General features: G+C 61.8%; 13 protein-coding genes. 4 read left to right on the top strand and 9 right to left on the bottom strand.

Going from position 1 to position 18,007, the window contains the following annotated elements:
* Positions 1-220: 220 nt before the first annotated feature.
* From OJHNALOF_RS07495 to OJHNALOF_RS07480, 4 genes are all read right to left on the bottom strand, one after another.
* Positions 221-1,498 (bottom strand): dicarboxylate/amino acid:cation symporter, encoded by a 1,278-nt coding sequence (locus OJHNALOF_RS07495; protein ID WP_094199693.1) that lies wholly within the window; start codon positions 1,496-1,498, stop codon positions 221-223.
* A gap of 316 nt (positions 1,499-1,814) precedes the next feature.
* The gene (locus tag OJHNALOF_RS07490) at positions 1,815-3,236 is read right to left on the bottom strand and encodes a sigma-54-dependent transcriptional regulator (protein WP_370462300.1); all 1,422 of its coding nucleotides are present in this window, start codon (positions 3,234-3,236) and stop codon (positions 1,815-1,817) included.
* Complete coding sequence (locus OJHNALOF_RS07485; protein ID WP_165661634.1) at positions 3,233-4,909, bottom strand: transporter substrate-binding domain-containing protein; 1,677 nt, start codon at positions 4,907-4,909, stop codon at positions 3,233-3,235. Before OJHNALOF_RS07485 ends, OJHNALOF_RS07490 begins: the two co-directional genes overlap by 4 nt.
* A complete protein-coding gene (locus OJHNALOF_RS07480) occupies positions 4,906-5,823 on the bottom strand; it encodes a LysR substrate-binding domain-containing protein (RefSeq protein ID WP_165661633.1) in 918 nt (305 codons plus the stop codon). The genes OJHNALOF_RS07485 and OJHNALOF_RS07480 overlap by 4 nt, the downstream gene beginning before the upstream one ends.
* A gap of 271 nt (positions 5,824-6,094) precedes the next feature.
* On the opposite strand from OJHNALOF_RS07480, the gene OJHNALOF_RS07475 reads away from it, so the two are divergent.
* On the top strand, positions 6,095-6,805 hold the full coding sequence (locus tag OJHNALOF_RS07475) for an aspartate/glutamate racemase family protein (RefSeq protein WP_165661632.1): 711 nt from the start codon (positions 6,095-6,097) through the stop codon (positions 6,803-6,805).
* Positions 6,806-6,883: 78 nt separating this feature from the next.
* Here OJHNALOF_RS07475 and OJHNALOF_RS07470 read toward each other — a convergent pair whose 3' ends face one another.
* The gene (locus tag OJHNALOF_RS07470) at positions 6,884-8,281 is read right to left on the bottom strand and encodes an aspartate ammonia-lyase (RefSeq protein WP_094199696.1); all 1,398 of its coding nucleotides are present in this window, start codon (positions 8,279-8,281) and stop codon (positions 6,884-6,886) included.
* A gap of 189 nt (positions 8,282-8,470) precedes the next feature.
* On the opposite strand from OJHNALOF_RS07470, the gene OJHNALOF_RS07465 reads away from it, so the two are divergent.
* Positions 8,471-9,283 (top strand): helix-turn-helix transcriptional regulator, encoded by an 813-nt coding sequence (locus OJHNALOF_RS07465; protein ID WP_165661631.1) that lies wholly within the window; start codon positions 8,471-8,473, stop codon positions 9,281-9,283.
* A gap of 187 nt (positions 9,284-9,470) precedes the next feature.
* Here OJHNALOF_RS07465 and fdhF read toward each other — a convergent pair whose 3' ends face one another.
* The 4 genes from fdhF to fdhA form a co-directional block, all read right to left on the bottom strand.
* Positions 9,471-12,326 carry a formate dehydrogenase subunit alpha gene (gene fdhF / locus OJHNALOF_RS07460; protein WP_165661630.1) on the bottom strand — a complete coding sequence of 952 codons (2,856 nt, stop codon included), beginning with the start codon at positions 12,324-12,326 and terminating at the stop codon, positions 9,471-9,473.
* Positions 12,326-13,867, bottom strand: a complete 1,542-nt coding sequence (locus OJHNALOF_RS07455; protein WP_165661629.1) for an NADH-quinone oxidoreductase subunit NuoF — start codon at positions 13,865-13,867, stop codon at positions 12,326-12,328. Before OJHNALOF_RS07455 ends, fdhF begins: the two co-directional genes overlap by 1 nt.
* Positions 13,867-14,358: a formate dehydrogenase subunit gamma gene (locus OJHNALOF_RS07450; protein ID WP_165661628.1), complete on the bottom strand. Its 492-nt coding sequence runs from the start codon at positions 14,356-14,358 to the stop codon at positions 13,867-13,869. The genes OJHNALOF_RS07455 and OJHNALOF_RS07450 overlap by 1 nt, the downstream gene beginning before the upstream one ends.
* A 143-nt stretch (positions 14,359-14,501) precedes the next feature.
* Complete coding sequence (gene fdhA, locus OJHNALOF_RS07445) at positions 14,502-15,689, bottom strand: formaldehyde dehydrogenase, glutathione-independent (protein WP_306763660.1); 1,188 nt, start codon at positions 15,687-15,689, stop codon at positions 14,502-14,504.
* Between the two features lie 248 nt (positions 15,690-15,937).
* On the opposite strand from fdhA, the gene betI reads away from it, so the two are divergent.
* Together betI and betB are read left to right on the top strand one after the other, a co-directional pair.
* On the top strand, positions 15,938-16,543 hold the full coding sequence (gene betI / locus OJHNALOF_RS07440) for a transcriptional regulator BetI (protein ID WP_094199701.1): 606 nt from the start codon (positions 15,938-15,940) through the stop codon (positions 16,541-16,543).
* Positions 16,534-17,997 carry a betaine-aldehyde dehydrogenase gene (gene betB / locus OJHNALOF_RS07435; protein ID WP_165661626.1) on the top strand — a complete coding sequence of 488 codons (1,464 nt, stop codon included), beginning with the start codon at positions 16,534-16,536 and terminating at the stop codon, positions 17,995-17,997. The genes betI and betB overlap by 10 nt, the downstream gene beginning before the upstream one ends.
* Positions 17,998-18,007: the final 10 nt, after the last annotated feature.

Genomic DNA, 18,007 nt, shown 5'->3' with positions numbered 1-18,007 from the left:
AAAATCAATAGGTATCTGTTGCGACCCGAGGCATGCCTGTTCGCGACAAGGTGGAATGGGTCGAAAAGAGGGGTCTGTCAGCGGCGGTTGTATTGCCGAAGGCCCGTGCAGCAGGCCAGGCATTTACCGGAGCCAGAAAGGGGGCGCCAATAGCAAATGCGCTCAAAGGGGATATCGAAAAAAAGGACGGCATGGCGCCGTCCTTGTCGAGTCGGGGCGATTAGCCCCTGCGCACCTCGGCCGCAGGCTTGGTGCTGTTGTATACGGTTTCGTCCAGCTCGTTTTCGCTCTTGCCGATCAGCACGGACACCATAAGATCACCGCACACGTTCACGCTGGTACGGGCCATGTCGAGGATACGGTCGATACCGGCCACAATGGCCAGGCCTTCCAGGGGCAGCCCCACTGTGGTCAGCACCAGCGACAGCATGATCAAGCCGGCGCCGGGCACACCGGCGGTACCAATGGAACCCAGGGTGGCGGTCATGATGATCAGAATGTAATCGGACATGGCCAGATCAACGCCAAAGGCCTGGGCCACGAACACGGCGCAAATACCCTGATACAGGGCGGTGCCGTCCATGTTGATGGTCGCGCCCAGGGGCAGCACAAAGCTGGACACGCCCTGAGACACCCCCATTTCCTCGCGGGCCGCCTTGATGGTGGCCGGCAGGGTGCCGGAGCTGCTGGTGGTGGTGTAAGCCACCGCGGCCGGGTTGATCAGGCCTTTCAGGTAACGCACCGGGTTCAGGCGACCCAGCACGCTGATCAGGCCACTGTAAACCACCAGCACATGCACCAGCGAACCCACATACACCAGGGCCACCACCTTGATCAGCGGCAGCAGCACCTCCAGGCCATACTTGCCCGCCACCCAGGCCATCAGGCCAAACACACCATAGGGGGCCAACTTCATGATAATTTCAGTCAGCTTGTACATGCCTTCGGCCAAGCTCTCAAACAGACGAATGGCCGGCTGTGCCTTTTCACCACAGAGGGTCAGGGCAATGCCCAGACCCAGGGCGAACACGATGATCTGCAGTATGTTGCCGGCAGCCATGGCGCCGATGGGGTTTTGCGGGATCAGTGCCAGCAGGGTCTCCACCAGGGAAGGGGCTTCGCTTGCCGATACCGGCTCGGTAATGGTCATGTTCATGCCGGCCCCCGGCGTGAACAGCAGCGCCAGCATCAGGCCAATGGTAATGGCCACCGCCGTGGTACCCAGATAGAGCACCACCGACTTCAAGCCAATGCGGCCCATTTTGCGGGTGTCCTGCATGGAGGTCACGCCCACCACCAGGGAGCAGAATACCAGCGGCACGATCAGCATCTTGATCGCGTTGATAAACAGCGTGCCAATCGGCTTCAACACTTCGGCGTCCGGCCCCATCAGGGTGCCCGCGATCACACCCAGCACCATACCTACGAGAATTTTTTTCCAGAGCGCCAGTCCGCTCCAAAAGCCGCTACGGCCCTGATCTACTACTGTCTGTTCCATCGTCAGTTCCTTGTTACTGATGTCGAGGTATACAGCCGGACGCGGCCCTGTGCGGGTGCACATCCGAACCATCGGTATCTGGCGCTCACTCGCCAATCCCTGACGTAATAAGAGCAAAGGCCGTGCCAGCTTTTGAAAAACAGTTAAGCAACTGTTTTTTAATTAATTTTTAATGAAATTTGAGTGGCTGCGCCGAATGAAAGGGGTATAACCAGGGCTATAAAGGGAACCAGTAGAAAACGGAAAAACACTCTTTTATCAATAAGATAGAAGGGGTAACCCGGGTTATAACCCATCACCCGGGTTATAGGGGTTGTCAGGCCTCGTCGGCCGCGGCCTTTTTCAGCCGTTTGCTCAGCGCCGGCTGGGAAATACCCAGCAGCCGGGCGGCGAGTGACTGATTGCCCTCGGCCCGGCGCATGGCCTCGGCCACCAGCAGATCGCCCACTTCGGTCAGCCTGGGCAGGGTCTGCATTCGGCGAAAGGGGCTCGGCTCGTCTTCCCCCTCGGTCAGCAGGGGCAGCTCCTGTTGTCCAAGGGCCTGACGGAACACCTCCATCGACAGCATTTTCGACTTGTGCCGGCTCATGGCGTCATAAGCCAGGGCCCGCAACTCCCGCACGTTGCCGGGAAAGGCGTAGTTGGCCAGCAGCACCGGTAATTCCCGCGGCAGGGTGGGCACGGTTTTATCCAGCTCCGCCGCCGCCTCGGCAAGAAAATGCTCCAGCAACAGGGGAATGTCGCCCTTGCGCTGGCGCAGCGGCGGAATTTCCACCTGATGGGTACGCAGCCGGTAGTAAAGATCCTTGCGAAAACTGCCTTCCTGCTGCTTGCGGGCCAGATCCTGGTGGGTGGCCACCACCACCCTGGCACTGATGCGTTTGGGCCTGTCGCTGCCCAAGGGGTAATACTCCCCTTCCTGCAGCAGCCGCAACAACTTGACCTGGGAAGTCAGGCTCAGGTCGCCAATCTCGTCCAGAAACAGGGTGCCGCCCGCGGCCTGCTCTATCATGCCGGCCCGGGCCCGGTCAGCACCGGTAAAGGCCCCCTTGTGATGGCCGAACAGGGTATCGGCGAACACATTGTCGTCCAGCCCCGCCACGTTCACGCTGATCACGGGGCCGCTTCGGTTGCTCAGGGTATGAATGGCGTGGGCAATCAGCTCCTTGCCCACCCCGCTCTCACCGCAGATCAACACCGGCTGGCTGCTGGCGGAAACCGCCTCCAGGTACTGAAACACCGAGCGCATGCCCTTGTCCTGGGTAATGATGCCGGCGAACACCTCGGGGCGCTCCAGGGTATCGGTCAGAAAGCGCCGGCGCATCTCCTGGTTTTCCAGACGCATTTCCTGGCTGGCAATGGCCCGGCGAATGCCGCCGATCAGCCGGTCTTCTTCCGTGGTCTTGACGAAATAGTCATAGGCGCCGAGGCGAATGCAGTTCACCGCCGTCTCCAGCTGGTTCAGCCCGCTGATGATGATCACGGCTATCTCGGGATATTCTTCCACTATCTGTTGCAACAGGGTCTCACCCGACAGGTGCGGCATGGTCAGATCCAGCAGCACCAGGCCAATGGGCTCACGGGCAATGATGCCCATGACCTCCCGGCTGTCTTCGCAGCGATAAATGTGATTAATGCCGCCCCGCCGCTCCAGGGCAATGCTGAGGCTGCGCAGGAAGGGGGCTTCATCATCCACCAGCAGCACACCAAAGCTGGGGTAGGAATTGCTTTTGATCACGATGGGGTTCCTTCGATCGCGGGTAACGTCAGGGTGGCGCGGGTTCCCCGGCCCGGCTCGGATTCATATTCCAGCCGGCCGCCATGCTCCTGTACGATGCCGGCCGACACGGACAAACCCAGCCCGATGCCGCCCTGTTCGCGCTTGGTGGTAAAAAACGGATCTTTCAGCCGGGACAGATCGCCGGGCGATATGCCCACGCCCTGATCGGTAATTTCAAGATACAACTCGTTGCGTGGCGCCCGGTGTCCGGTGCGAATAACAATGCCCTGCTCCGGGCTGGTAAGGGCCTGACAGGCATTCACCACCAGGTTGATCAGCACCTGCTCAATGCGCTGGGCGTTGCCCCTGAAGTGCGGCAACCCGGGCTCGCAATGCACCTCCACGCGATGACTGGACGTGCGAATGGTGTTGTCGACCAGACGGATCACCGTGGCCACCAGCGCATTGAGATCCACGTTCTCGTTCAGCTCCGCCGGGCCCTGACGGGCAAAGTCGCGCAGATCATCCACAATGCGGCGAATGCGCCCGGCGCTGGCCTGCATGTCATCGAGCATGGCGGGCAGCTCCTCGCGCATGCGGCTGTAGGGCAACCCGGCTAGGTAAAAATCGCCCTGCTGCTCATATTGCGCCTCCAGCAGCGCTTCCAGATCGGCAAAGGCGTCTTTCAGCACCGGCAGGTTGAGCAGCAGCAGGCTGCTGGGATTGTTGATTTCGTGGGCCACTCCCGACACCAGAATGCCCAGGGACGACATCTTGTCGGCCTGGATCAATTGCTGATGCTGCAGTTGCAGCTTCTCGCTGCGCCGGGCCACTTCCCGGGCCAGCATGCGGTTCCAGATGACAATCCCCCCCAGCACCACCAGCAACACCGCCGACACCAGGGCGGCGGCCAGGCCGATTTTCTTCCAGGGCCAGCCGCCCTGCTCCAGCGGCCCCAGCCACTTGTCGTAAATCTGTTGCAGGCGGCCGGTGTTCTTGAGAATGGCCAGCCCTTCGCTGAAGCCCGCCAGCAGCGCCTCGTTCCCCTTTGATACCGCATAGCCGTAGCGCTGGGGCTGAAAAGGCTGGCCCACCGGCACTATGTTGGACAACTCCAGCTCGCGGCCCAGATACAACCCCGGCAGGTTGGCAACCAGGGCATAATCGTGCTTGCCCGCCGCCAGCAACCGCAGCGCCGAGGCATGGGTGTCGACCAGCACCAGGTTGTCTCCCACGTTATTGTGCAGCAGGTGATCGTGCATAATGCCGCCCCGCTGCACAACCACCTCCTTGCCGCGCAGATCGGCCAGCTCCCTGGCTTCGTCTTCCCCTTTGCGGGCAAAAATGGACTGATACACAATGGCGTGTGGTGGCGAGAAACTGTAATCATCGCTGCGCTCGCTGGAGAAAATCATGCCCTGCAGCACATCCATCTCGCCCGTATCCAGGGCCTGGCGCATGCGATTCCAGTCACCGAGGTGAAACTCCACCTGCATGCCCATGACTTCGGCAATGGCACGGGTCAACTCCACGTTGTAGCCGTCGGGCTCGCCGTCTTCATTGAGAAATTCATAGGGCGGATAGTCGTGATCGCCGCCCACGCGAATAATGCCTTCCCGATAGGGCTCTGCCGCCATGGCGCCGCCCAGGGCCAGTCCCCACAACAACAGGCACGCCTGAAGCCATTTCATGCCGTGGGCTCCGCCCGACCGTAATTCTGCTCACACACTTGCCAGAAGGCTTCGGCGGTGTCGGACAGGGGCCGGTTGCAGCGATAGAGACACACATTGAGCGGCAACTGCCAACGGTCGTCACCGCAGATCACCAGAAAGCCCTGACGCAACTCTTCCCGAATGGCAAAGCTCGGCACCCAGGCAATGCCCATGCCCTGCATGGCCATCACCTTCAGGCTGTCGGCCAGGGGTGACTCAAACGCCTGACGCAGGGTCACGGTGCGCGGCCGGCTGCGCAGCAACCGCTCCACACAGCGGCCGAGAAAAATTTCTTCGGGGTACCCCAGATAAGGCAGGATGGCGCCATGGGCGGCGTCCAGGTTGAAAACGGGCTGGCCGTCCTCATCGGCGCGACACACCGGCACCAGTTGCTCGGTTTGCAGCTCAAAACGGTGAAACTGCCCCGGTGCCAGGGTGGGATCTTCAAACGCCAGCAAAAAGTCGCAAATGCCGTTTTTCAGGGCCTGCACGCTGTCATCCACATTGGCCACCAGCTGGCGGGTACTGATGCCCTCCAGCTCTCGGTGAAACGACTGCAAAAAGGCGGGAAATAAAGACAGTGACAGGGTGTGAGACACGGCAAAGTCGATGGTGTGAGCACCACGCTGTTTCATGGAGCGAAGATGGCCGATGCTGTCGGCCAGCTGGATCACCAGGTTGCGCGCGGTAATGCGAAACAGCCGGCCTTCATCGGTCAGTTGCACCGGCGTGCTGGTTCGGTCGACCAACTCGCAGCCCAGGGCGGTTTCCAGTGCGCGAATGCGCCGGCTGAAGGCGGGCTGGGTCATGTGCCGCTCCTGGGCGGAGCGGGAAAAGCTCTGGGTGTGGGCCAATGAAAGAAAGTCTTCCAGCCATTTTGTTTCTATGTTCATGCACCACCCTTGGCTTGATACCCACAGCTTGGTCAGCCCGCTGACCGGTCAGGGTGGCATTATATCACTCGCCGGCGCCGATGCTCAGGGCCCTGTTGCACCATGCCAATCTGGCACCGGCGATAACAAAGCGGCATAACGGCGCCATCTTATTGATATTGCAACTGCGGCACGGGGGTTATGCGGCTTGCGCATAGGGGGTACTCAAACGGCATTGTCGGTGCCCTCGCCGGCTGCTTTAGGCTGCAAAAAAACAGCCTGGAGACAGCTTATGAGTTCCCTGATTGGCATTCTTGGCGGCATGGGCCCGCTTGCCACCGTCGACTTTGTGACCAAGATCATTCACCAGACCCCGGCCAGCCGGGATCAGGATCACCTGCCGCTGCTGGTGCATTCGGTGCCGCAAATTCCCGACCGCACCGCCTGCCTGCTGGAGAACAAGGAGTCTCCCCTCGAGGCCCTGCTGAAAGGGCTGAACACCCTGATAAGCGGCGGCGCCGGCTGCATTGCCATTCCCTGTAACACCGCCCATTACTGGTATGAGCCGCTGGCCCAGGCGAGCAGCGTGCCCATTTTGCACATTGCTCGGGCCTGCGCCGCGGCGCTTGCAGGTGAAAAGGTCGGTTCGGTTGGCCTGCTGGCCACCGACGGTACCCTGAAGGCCGGTTTTTATGCTCGAGAGCTGGCGGAATTTGGCATTGCCCTCACCACGCCTCGGCCCGAACTGCAGCACCGAGTGATGGAAGGCATTTATCTGGTCAAGTCCGGCGCCGTAAAGCAGGGTGCTCAAGTGCTGGATGGCTGCATGGCCGACATGCTGCAACAAGGGGTAGAGCGGGTCATTCTGGGATGCACCGAAATTCCTTTCGCGCTGGACTCCATTGGCTCGGCCCATGCCCATCTGGGCATGGACGCCACCAGGGCGCTGGCGGCGGCCTGTGTGCAGTGGCACCGCCAGCAGCAAATGGCGGTGGCGGCCTGATCGCACCGCCACTTTTATGACGGCCCGGGATATTGATGCCATGACGGCGTCGGCCCCGGGCCGATTTGCGTTTGCCAATCAGGCGACGCAGGGCGTCACCATGGACGCCGGGCTGAGCACCGCCGCCAGGCGCTCTTCGCTGAGCAGCTGCTCTTCGCGCACCAGCTCGGCCACGGTGGCGCCGGTCATCAATGCCTGGTTGGCAATGCGGCTGGCGTTGTCGTAACCGATATGGGGCACCAGGGCGGTAATGATGCCGATACTGTTATGCAGGTGGGCGGCGCACTGCTCCTCGTTGGCCTTGATGCCGCGCACACAGCGCGTGTCGAGCATGCGAATGGCTTCACCCAGCATGCGGCTGGAGTTGAGCAGGTTATAGATAATCAGCGGCTCCATGGCGTTCAGCTGCAGCTGGCCGGCTTCCGCCGCCAGGGTGACCGCCAGATCGGCACCGATCACCTGAAACGCAGTCTGGTTCATCGCCTCGGGAATGACCGGGTTCACCTTGCCGGGCATGATGGACGAACCGGGTTGCATGGCGGGCAGCTGAATTTCGCCCAGGCCGGTGCGCGGGCCGCTGGACAGCAGGCGCAGATCGTTGCTGAGTTTGGACAGCTTCACCGCCACCCGTTTGAGCACACTGGAGAAGGTAACAAAGGCGCCCATGTCGGAGGTGGCTTCCACCAGATTGCTGGCCAGGCTGACCGGCTGGCCAGACACCTCGGCCAGGTGATTTACCGCCAGCGGCGCGTAGTCGGGGTGGGCGTTAATGCCGGTGCCGATGGCGGTGCCGCCCAGGTTCACCTCGCACAGCAGCCGGCAGGCGTCGTCGATACGGGCGTCTTCTTCACCCAGGTTGACGGCAAAGGCCTCGAACTCCTGACCCAGGGTCATGGGCACGGCGTCCTGCAGCTGAGTTCGGCCCATTTTGAGAATGTGGGCAAACTCCTCGGCCTTGGCCGCCAGGCTTTGTTGCAGACCGGCAATGGCCTGCTTGAGCGGCTGGGCGGCAAACACGATGGCCAGCCGGGCGGCGGTGGGATAGGCGTCGTTGGTGGACTGGGAGCGGTTCACGTCATTATTGGGGTGCAGGTGTTTGTAGTCGCCCCGAGCATGGCCCAGCTTGGCCAGCGCCAGGTTGGCAATGACTTCGTTGGCGTTCATGTTGGTGGAGGTGCCCGCCCCGCCCTGAATAAGATCCACCACAAACTGATCGTGCAGGGCGCCGTTCATGATATCGGCACAGGCGGCGTTAATGGCTTCGGCCTTGTGCGGCTCCAGCTGGCCCAGATCTCGGTTGGCGCGGGCGGCGGCGGCCTTGACCATGGCCAGGGCGTTGATCAGCTCGGGAAAGTGGCTGATGGGCACACCGGTAATGGTGAAGTTCTGCTGCGCGCGCTGGGTTTGAATGCCGTACCAGGCCTCGGCCGGCACCGGCTGTTCACCCAAAAGATCTTTTTCAATACGTGTTTGCATTGGTTACCTGCTTGGTGGAGTTTGTGCGGTTCAAGGCCCTATTACAGCAGTGCACACAGGCACTGAAAATTTGACGCACTGTCTCAAACTGATGCTGATTGGCGCAGTTAGTGCATCATAAAGAGACTGTTGCACCCTGTTGCAGAAAAATAACGTTAGGTATACTGACCCCAGTTTCACGGAGCCTCTATGCACCAAGACTTTGCCAAAAACCTGCGTCTGCTCTGCAGTTACTACAAGTCAGTAGCTGAGGTATGTCGCCGGCTTAAGATAAACCGCCCCCAGTTCAACCGCTATTTGAGTGGTCGCTACAAGCCCTCAGCCCATAGCCTGCGCCGTTTGTGCGACTTTTTCGGGGTGGAAGAGCACGAAATTCTGATGCCCCACAGCCAGTTTGAACTGCTGATCCAGGTGCGACCCAAGCCCCAGGTTGCGGAAGAGGCGCACCCGGAAGCCGAGCACATGAGCCTGCTGCAGGCCAACTCTCAGGGGCTGGAAAAATACCTGGGTTATTACTTTGAATACCACTACTCCATGGCCTTTCCGGGCAAGATATTGCGCAACCTGCTGTGCCTGGAGCGCCGGGGCGGCGGCGTGTATTACCAGCGCACCGAGCGCCTGCAACAGGCCCCGGGCGAGCGGGTGTTTCACAGCAAATATCTGGGCATGGCCCATCTGCTGGCGGATCGCATTTTTCTGGTGGACTACGAATCGCTCACCGGCAACCAGATCACTCAGACCATTTTGATCCCCACCTTTAAAAGCCGGGTGGGCCGGCTCAGTGGCCTGCGCCTGGGCGCCTCCGCCAGCGGCGAGCGCATTCCCAGCTGTACGCGAGTGGTGCTGGAATACCTGGGCCGGCAGGTGGACATTCGCCGCACCCTCTCCCTGTGCAGCACCTTTGATGCCGACAGCGGCCAGATCTCCGGCGCCATTCTTAACGCCATCGGCAACGACATGGCCCCCCACGAGCACCACTTTCGGGCCCGGCATTATTTCTGAAACCCTACAGCCTGCATCATCAAGCGGAGCGTTATACAGAAAAGGACGAATGTCTTGGTTACCTGAACGCTGAGTTGCAGGAATACCACCAGATCCTCACTTATGAAATTCGGAAATAGCAAATCAAGACTCTGCCTTTCTCCTATAAAAAACGCCGGCTTTCGCCGGCGTTTTTATTTGTTACCTCTTAGTGAGTCTCCCCCTGCCCCGCATAGGCCAGCTGCTTTTCTGTAAAAGCTTCAAAGCGTTGCTGCCAGTCCGACAGGGTCAGATCGGTGGTGCCGGTTACCTGCACCGCCGTCACCTTGTATTCCGGGCAATTGGTGGCCCAATCGGAGTTGTCGGTGGTGATCACGTTGGCGCCGCTGTGGGGGAAGTGAAAGGTAGTGTACACCACCCCCGGCTGCATGCGCTGACTGTGCCTGGCCCGCAGCACCGTGCTGCCGGTGCGGCTCTGAATATTCACCGGCTGGCCGTCGGCAATACCCCGGGCACTGGCGTCGTGGGGGTGGATCTCCAGCACGTCTTCGCTGTGCCACACGTTGTTGTCGGTGCGCCGAGTCTGGGCCCCCACGTTGTACTGGCTGAGGATACGCCCCGTGGTCAGCAGCAGCGGAAACGCCTCGCTCACCCGTTCGGTGGTGGGAATAAACTCGGTCACCACCATGCGCCCTTCCCCGATGGGGAAGCTGTCACCGTGCATGATTGGCATGCCCTCGGGATGCTCGTCATTGCAGGGCCACTGAATGCTGCCCATGCGCTCCAGCCGGTCGTAACTGACCCCGGCAAAGGACGGCGTCAGCGAGGCTATTTCGTCCATGATCTCCGACGGGTGCCGGTAGTCCATGGGGTAACCAAGGGCGTTGGACAGCGCCATGGTCACTTCCCAGTCTTCCTTGCCCGCCAGGGGCGCCATCACTCGGCGCACCCGGTTGATGCGCCGCTCGGCGTTGGTAAAGGTGCCGTTCTTCTCGAGGAAACTGGCCCCCGGCAAAATCACATGGGCGAACTTGGCGGTTTCGTTGAGGAAAATATCCTGCACGATCAGCAGCTCCAGGGAGCGCAGTGCCGCCTCCACATGCTGGGTGTTCGGGTCCGACTGGGCAATGTCCTCCCCCTGCACATACATGGCCTTGAAGCGGCCTTCGATGGCGGCGTCGAACATGCCTGGAATGCGCAGCCCCGGCTCGGCGTCCAGCCCGGCGCCCCACACCGCTTCAAAGCGGGCACGCACGGCGCCGTCGGTCACCGGCTGGTAGCCCGGCAGCTCGTGGGGGAAGGAGCCCATGTCGCAGGAGCCCTGCACGTTGTTCTGGCCCCGCAGCGGGTTTACCCCCACGCCGGGCCGGCCAATGTTGCCGGTGGCCATGGCCAGGTTGGCAATGCCCATGACGGTGGTGGAGCCCTGGCTGTGCTCGGTGACGCCCAGGCCATAATAGATGGCGCCGTTGCCGGCGGTGGCGTAAAGCCTTGCGGCCTCGCGCAGGTTCTCCGCCGGCACGCCGATCACGGCGCTCATGGCCTCGGGGGCATGGCGCGGATCGATAATAAAGTCGCGCCAGGCGGCGTATTCTTCCGGGGCGCAACGGGTGGCGATAAACTCCTGGTCTTCCAGCCCTTCGGTCACAATCACATGGGCCAGGGCGTTCACCAGGGCCACGTTGGCTCCCGGGCGAATGGGCAGGTGCAGGGCCTCGTCGGTATGCGGGCTGTCCAGCAGATCGATGTAACGGGGGTCGGCCACAATCAGCTTGGCGCCCTGGCGCAGCCGCTTGCGCAGCAGCGAGCCGAATACCGGGTGGGCGTCGGTGGGGTTGGCGCCGATCACCAGAATGCAGTCGGACTGCATCACCGAATCAAAGTCCTGGGTGCCCGCCGACTCGCCCAGGGTCATTTTCAGGCCGTAGCCGGTGGGGCTGTGGCACACTCGGGCGCAGGTGTCGGTGTTGTTGGTGCCGAGCGCGGCCCGCACCAGCTTCTGCACCAGGTAGGTTTCTTCGTTGGTACAGCGCGACGAGGTAATGCCGCCCACGCTGTTGCGGCCGTGCTGTTGCTGCACCTCGCGCAGGCGCCGGGCGGCAAATTCAATGGCCTCCTGCCAGCCCACTTCCCGCCAGGGCTGGTCGATGGACTCGCGAATCATGGGGTGCTTCAGCCGGTCCTTGTGGCTGGCGTAGCCAAAAGCAAACCGCCCCTTCACGCAGGAGTGGCCGTGGTTGGCCTGGCCACCCTTCCAGGGGGTCATGCGCACCAGCTCATCGCCCTTCATTTCGGCCTTGAACGAGCAGCCCACGCCGCAATAGGCGCAGGTGGTGATCACGCTGTGCTCGGGCTGGCCCTTGTCGATCACCGACTTCTCGCTGAGGGTGGCGGTGGGGCAGGCCTGCACGCAGGCGCCACAGGACACACAGTCGGAATTAAGAAAGTCCGTTCCCTTGCCGGTGGAAATCTTGGAGTCAAAGCCGCGCTTTTCCACGGTCAGGGCAAAGGTGCCCTGCACCTCGCCACAGGCGCGCACGCAGCGGGAGCAGAGAATGCACTTGCTGGCGTCAAAGGTGAAATAGGGGTTGGACTCATCCTTTGGCAGGCTCAGGTGATTCTCGCCGGCAAAGCCGTAACGCACCTCGCGCAGGCCCACGGCCCCGGCCATGTCCTGCAGTTCGCAGTCGCCGTTGGCCGGGCAGGTCAGGCAATCGAGGGGATGATCGGAGATATACAGCTCCATGATGTTGCGGCGCAGCTTGGCCAGCGCCTCGGTCTGGCTGCGTACCACCATGCCCTCGCTCACCGGCGTGGTGCAGGACGCATGCATGCCGCGCCGGCCTTCAATTTCCACGGTACACAGCCGGCAGGAGCCAAAGGCCTCCAGGTTGTCGCTGGCACAGAGTTTGGGAATGTTAATGTCCACCAGGGCGGCGGCGCGCATCACCGAGGTGCCTTCGGGCACCGTCACTTCCACCCCGTCTATGGTCAGGCTGACCTGTACGTCCGACAGGCGGGCCGGGGTGCCCAGATCCTTTTCGGGAAAAAAATGTTCAACCATCAGGCTTCGCCTCCCTGGCGCTGAAAGTCTTCGGGAAAGAGGGTATAGGCGCTTTTCACCGGAAAGGGTGTCATGCCGCCCATGGCGCACAGCGAGCCCTGAATCATGGTGTCGCACAGATCTTCCAGCAGCGCCATATTGGCATCGCGGTTCTCGCCCCGCATGATGCGATCGATCACCTCCACGCCCCGGGTCGAGCCAATGCGGCAGGGGGTACACTTGCCGCAGGACTCCTCCACGCAGAATTCCATGGAAAAGCGCGCCTGCTCGGCCATGTCGACGCTGTCATCAAACACCACCACGCCGCCGTGGCCCAGCACGGCGCCAATGGCGGAAAACGCCTCATAGTCGAGGGCGGTGTCAAACTGCGCCGGCGACAGATAGGCCCCCAGAGGGCCGCCCACCTGCACCGCCCGCACCGGGCGGCCGCTGGCGCTGCCGCCGCCAAAGTCTTCAATCAGCTCGCGCAGGCTGTGGCCAAAGGCAAGCTCCACCAGGCCGCCCTGAGCGATGTTGCCGGCCAGCTGAAACGGCAGCGTGCCCCGGGAGCGCTCCACGCCAAAGCCGGCGTAGTGCTCGGGGCCGTCCCGCAAAATGGACGGCACCGCCGCCAGACTGAGCACGTTGTTGACCACGGTGGGCAGGCCAAACAGGCCCTCGATGGCCGGCAGCGGCGGCTTGGCCCGCACCATGCCGCGCTTGCCTTCCAGGCTTTCCAGCAGCGAGGTTTCTTCGCCGCAAATATAGGCGCCGGCGCCCAGGCGCACTTCCAGCGCAAAGGCGCGGCCACTGTTTTGAATATTGTTGCCGAGATAGCCGGCGGCCTCGGCCCGGGCAATGGCCAGGTCAAGGTGGCGGTGGGCCAGCGGGTATTCCTCGCGCAGGTAGATATAGCCCTGAGTGGCGCCCACGGCGAGGCCGGCGATAATCATGCCCTCAATCAGCATGTAGGGGTCGCATTCCATCACCAACCGATCGGCAAAGGTGCCGGAGTCGCCTTCATCGGCGTTGCAGACAATGTATTTTTGTACACCGGCGGTATCCAGCACCGTCTGCCACTTGATGCCGGTGGGGAACGCCGCCCCGCCCCGGCCGCGCAGGCCCGATGCCTTGACCCTGTCCACCAGTTGCTGCGGAGTGAGTTCAAGGGCGTGATGCAGGCCGTCAAAGCCGCCGGTGGCGCGGTAATCGTCCAGCGACACCGGATCGGTTACGCCCAGACGGGCAAAGGTGACCCGCTGTTGTTTCTTCAGCCAGGGAAGCTCGTCGGTTGGCCCCAGGGCCAGGGGGTGATCATCGCCGAAGTGGCTGTCCAGCAGCGAGGCCACGTCGCCGGGCTCTACCGGGCCAAAGGCGCGGCGGCCGGTGCCGTCGTCCACTTCCACCAGGGGCTCGAGCCAGAACAGGCCGCGGGAGCCGTTGCGCACCAGCTCAATCTTCAGGCCACGGGCCTCGGCCTCACGGCTTATCAGGGTGGCGACATCCTCGGCGCCCAATGACAGCGCCGTGGTCTCACAGGGAACAAAGACACGCAGGCTCATCAGTTCAGCTCCAGTTTGTAGGTGGTCAGATCATCCACCAGGCGGTCGAAACGGGCCGGGTCCATACGGCCCTTTATTTGCTCCCCTACCCGCACCGAGGGGCCGGTGGCGCAGTTGCCCAGGCAGTACACGGGTTTAAGGGTAATGCTGCGATCGGCCGTGGTCTGGCCGTAGTCCACGCCCAGCCTGGCTTTGGCGTGGCTTTCAAGCGCGCGGGCGCCCCGGGCCTGGCAGGCCTCGGCCCGGCACAGTTCCACCACATGGCGGCCGGGCTGTTCGGAACGAAAATAATGATAAAAGCTCACCACCCCGTGCACATCGGCGGCAGTGCTGCGTAAATGACGGGCAATCACCCCGATGGCGGCATCGGGAATGTAGCCAAAATGATCCTGAATACCATGCAGGATGGGCAACAGGGCGCCGGGTTTGTGTTTGAGTGACGTCACTATTGTTTCAACAGTGTCTAGAACGCCTGCTTGAGTCTCATCCATAACAGTATCAACCTTGTAAAACGGTGCTGGCGGTGCATCGAACCACCGCCATTTACAGTGCGTAAGGCCCGGCCGCTCCTGGCCGGGCGTGGTGACAACCCTGCACGCCCTTATTGAGGGTGCAGGGTTCACCCTATCTGTTGTCAGGCCACCATGCCATGGGGGTCGATCACAAATTTCTTGGCCACGCCGCCGTCAAAGTCGGCATAGCCCTGCACCGCCTGATCCAGGGAAATCACCTGCACGTTCACGGCCTTGGCGATCTGCACCTTGTCGAACAGGATGGCCTGCATCAGCGGGCGGTGATACTTCATTACCGGACACTGACCGGTGTGGAAGGAGTGGGACTTGGCCCAGCCCAGGCCGAAGCGCATGCTCAGTGCCCCTTCCCGTGCCGCCTCGTCTACCGCGCCCGGATCTTCGGTCACGTACAGGCCGGGAATGCCAATCTGGCCGCCGGCGCGGGTCACCTGCATGGCGGAGTTGAGCACGGTGGCCGGCGCCTCCTTGCCGTGGTTGCAGCCGCAGGCATGAGCCTCAAAGCCCACGCAGTCCACAAAGGCATCCACTTCCCGCTCGCCCAGAATGACTTCCAGCTTGTCTTCCATGGAGCCGTCTTCACGCAGGTCGATGGTCTCACAACCAAAGCTGCGGGCCTGGGCCAGACGTTCCGGATTCATGTCGCCCACGATCACGCAGGCCGCGCCCAGCAATTGGGCCGAAGCGGCGGCCGCCAGGCCCACGGGGCCGGCACCGGCAATGTAAACGGTGGAGCCCGGACCCACGCCAGCGGTCACGCAGCCGTGGAAGCCGGTGGGGAAAATGTCGGACAACAGGGTGAGGTCGCGAATCTTTTCCAGCGCCTGATTCGGATCCGGGAACTTCAGCAGGTTAAAGTCGGCGTAGGGCACCATCACGTATTCGGACTGGCCGCCGACCCAGCCGCCCATGTCCACATAGCCGTAGGCGGCACCGGGACGGGCGGGGTTCACGTTCAGGCAGATGCCGGTCTTGCCTTCCTTACAGTTGCGGCAGCGGCCGCAGGCAATGTTGAAGGGCACAGAGACAATGTCGCCGACCTTGAGGAATTCCACGTCGCGGCCGCACTCGATGATCTGGCCGGTGATTTCGTGGCCCAGCACCAGGCCGGAAGGCGCCGTGGTGCGCCCGCGCACCATGTGCTGGTCGCTGCCGCAGATGTTGGTGGACACCACCTTGAGAATAACGCCGTGATGGCAGGCCCGGTTGCCCAGAGACAGTTCGGGAAAGGCAATGGACTGTACTTCGACTTTGCCCGGCCCGGTGTAGACCACCCCTCTGTTACCGTGTATTGCGCACATATTCAGCATCCTTGTTCTTGACGAGTGTCGCGCTCACCAATGAGCGCACCCGGCCTGCGGCAACATCTGGTTCACAGGCCGGCTCCCAGTAGACTGCCGAATGCATTTGGCCACATTGCTGATTAAGACACCGATTTGCCAAAACAAGACATGGGGGGAATTCCGTGCCGAGTCCCCTTGATCATCGGCGTCAAAACCCCTAACCTTATTTTTATTGAACGTTCAATTAAGAAAAAGCCATGCCCATTACCGGAATAAAAGATACTCGCAGGAAACAGCTGATCGACGCCACCCTGGCGTCGGTGGCCGAGTACGGCCTGCAGAACACCACCATCAACAGTATCAGCCGGCTGGCCGGCATGTCGTCCGGCATTATCAGCCATTATTTCGGCGGCAAGCAGGGGCTGATTGAAGCCACCGTACGCCAGTTGCTGGACGAGCTCAAGCAGGCGCTGCTGTCCCGTACCGATGGCGGCCCCACCAGCCCGCAACAGCGGTTGATGATGATAGTGGAAGCCAACTTCACCGAGTTTCAGCGTTCACGGCCGGCCACCAAGTCGTGGCTGAGCTTCTGGGCCCAGGCCATGCACGACCCGAGCCTGGCACGGCTACAGCAGGTGAACAGCCAGCGGCTGATCAGCAACCTGACCTATTCGTTCCGTCCCCTGCTGGGTGCGGAGCCTGGCCGCATTGCCGCCCGCCAGACCGCCGCCATGATCGACGGCTTCTGGCTGCGCAGTGCCCTCAGTGCCAGTCCCGAGCAGGATTTCCGCGACGGCGAGCAACTGTGCAAGGCCTTTATCACCGATTTGCTACAGCACCATGGAGTAACCCCATGTCATTGACCAGACACCAGAACTTTGTAGACGGCCGCTATGTGGCCAACCACAGTGGCGAGACCTTTACCGTGGTCAACCCGGCCACCGGCGAGGCCATTTATGAAGTGGAAGTGGCCGACGACCATATCAAGGCGCTGGCCATCGACTCGGCGCAACGCGGCTTTGAACAATGGTCGGCCATGACCGGCATGGAGCGCAGTCGCATTTTGCTGCGTGCCGTGGCGCTGCTGCGTGAACGCAATGACGAGCTGGCCCGCATCGAGGTGCTGGACACCGGCAAGCCCTGGCAGGAAGCGTCCGTGGTCGACGTGGTCACCGGTGCCGACAGCATTGAATTTTTCGCCGGCCTGGCGCCTTCTATCGAGGGCAACCAGCAGGATCTGGGCGGCGACTTCTACTACACCCGCCGTGAGCCCCTGGGCATTTGCGCCGGCATTGGCGCCTGGAACTATCCACTGCAGATCGCCTGCTGGAAGTCTGCTCCGGCCCTGGCCTGCGGCAACGCCATGATCTTCAAGCCCTCGGAAGAAACGCCGCTGGGCGCCCTCAAGCTGGCCGAGATCTTCATTGAGGCCGGCGTGCCCGCCGGTGTATTCAACGTGGTGCAGGGCGACGGTGCCGTGGGCGCCTGGCTCACCGGCAATCCGAACATTGCCAAGGTGTCGTTTACCGGCGAAGTGGGCACCGGCAAGAAGGTCATGGCCGCCGCCGCCAGCAGCCTGAAGGACGTGACCATGGAGTTGGGCGGCAAGTCACCGCTGATCATCTTTGACGATGCCGATCTCGACGACGCCGTGTCCGCCGCCATGCTGGGCAACTTCTACACCCAGGGCGAAATCTGCACCAACGGCACTCGGGTGTTTGTGCACAAGCACATTTACTCAGACTTTATGGCGCGGCTGCTGGAGCGCACCCGCAACAACATTGTGGCCGGCGACCCCATGGATCCCGCCACCAACTTCGGCGCCCTGATCTCCAAGGGCCACCATGAAAAGGTGCTGGGCTACATTCGCAAGGGCATTGAGGAAGGCGCCACCCTGGCCTGTGGCGGTGAGGCGCTGCGTCCGGCCTCGGCCCCCAACGGCTATTTTGTGGCCCCCACCATTTTCACCGACTGCCGTGACGACATGACCATCTGCCGGGAAGAAATCTTCGGCCCGGTGATGTCGGTGCTGACCTTTGAAGACGAGCATGAGGTGATCGCCCGCGCCAACGACACCGACACCGGTCTGGCCGCCGGCGTGTTCACCAATGATCTGCGCCGGGGCCACCGGGTCATTCACAAGCTGCAGGCCGGCATCTGCTGGATTAACGCCTACGGCGCTTCCCCCGCCGAAATGCCGGTGGGCGGTTACAAGCTGTCCGGCATCGGCCGGGAAAACGGCCTGGTCACCCTGCACCACTACACCCAGCTGAAGTCGGTGTATGTGGGCATGAACAAGCTGGAAAGCCCGTTTTAACCGGCGATGA

The sequence above is a fragment of the Oceanimonas sp. MB9 genome (assembly GCF_011319775.1).
GTDB classification, from domain to species: domain Bacteria; phylum Pseudomonadota; class Gammaproteobacteria; order Enterobacterales; family Aeromonadaceae; genus Oceanimonas; species Oceanimonas doudoroffii.
The sequence above is the reverse complement of the archived record's forward strand: the minus strand, read 5'-3'. Positions and strand labels throughout refer to the sequence as shown.

Bases quoted from the DNA above. Each gene is read 5' to 3' on its own strand.
- OJHNALOF_RS07475 (WP_165661632.1), top strand. From the start codon at position 6,095: ATGAGTTCCCTGATTGGCATTCTTGGCGGCATGGGCCCGCTTGCCACC.
- OJHNALOF_RS07470 (WP_094199696.1), bottom strand. From the start codon at position 8,281: ATGCAAACACGTATTGAAAAAGATCTTTTGGGTGAACAGCCGGTGCCG.
- OJHNALOF_RS07480 (WP_165661633.1), bottom strand. From the start codon at position 5,823: ATGAACATAGAAACAAAATGGCTGGAAGACTTTCTTTCATTGGCCCAC.
- betB (WP_165661626.1), top strand. From the start codon at position 16,534: ATGTCATTGACCAGACACCAGAACTTTGTAGACGGCCGCTATGTGGCC.
- fdhF (WP_165661630.1), bottom strand. From the start codon at position 12,326: ATGGTTGAACATTTTTTTCCCGAAAAGGATCTGGGCACCCCGGCCCGC.
- betI (WP_094199701.1), top strand. From the start codon at position 15,938: ATGCCCATTACCGGAATAAAAGATACTCGCAGGAAACAGCTGATCGAC.
- OJHNALOF_RS07485 (WP_165661634.1), bottom strand. From the start codon at position 4,909: ATGAAATGGCTTCAGGCGTGCCTGTTGTTGTGGGGACTGGCCCTGGGC.
- OJHNALOF_RS07455 (WP_165661629.1), bottom strand. From the start codon at position 13,867: ATGAGCCTGCGTGTCTTTGTTCCCTGTGAGACCACGGCGCTGTCATTG.
- OJHNALOF_RS07465 (WP_165661631.1), top strand. From the start codon at position 8,471: ATGCACCAAGACTTTGCCAAAAACCTGCGTCTGCTCTGCAGTTACTAC.
- OJHNALOF_RS07450 (WP_165661628.1), bottom strand. From the start codon at position 14,358: ATGGATGAGACTCAAGCAGGCGTTCTAGACACTGTTGAAACAATAGTG.
- OJHNALOF_RS07495 (WP_094199693.1), bottom strand. From the start codon at position 1,498: ATGGAACAGACAGTAGTAGATCAGGGCCGTAGCGGCTTTTGGAGCGGA.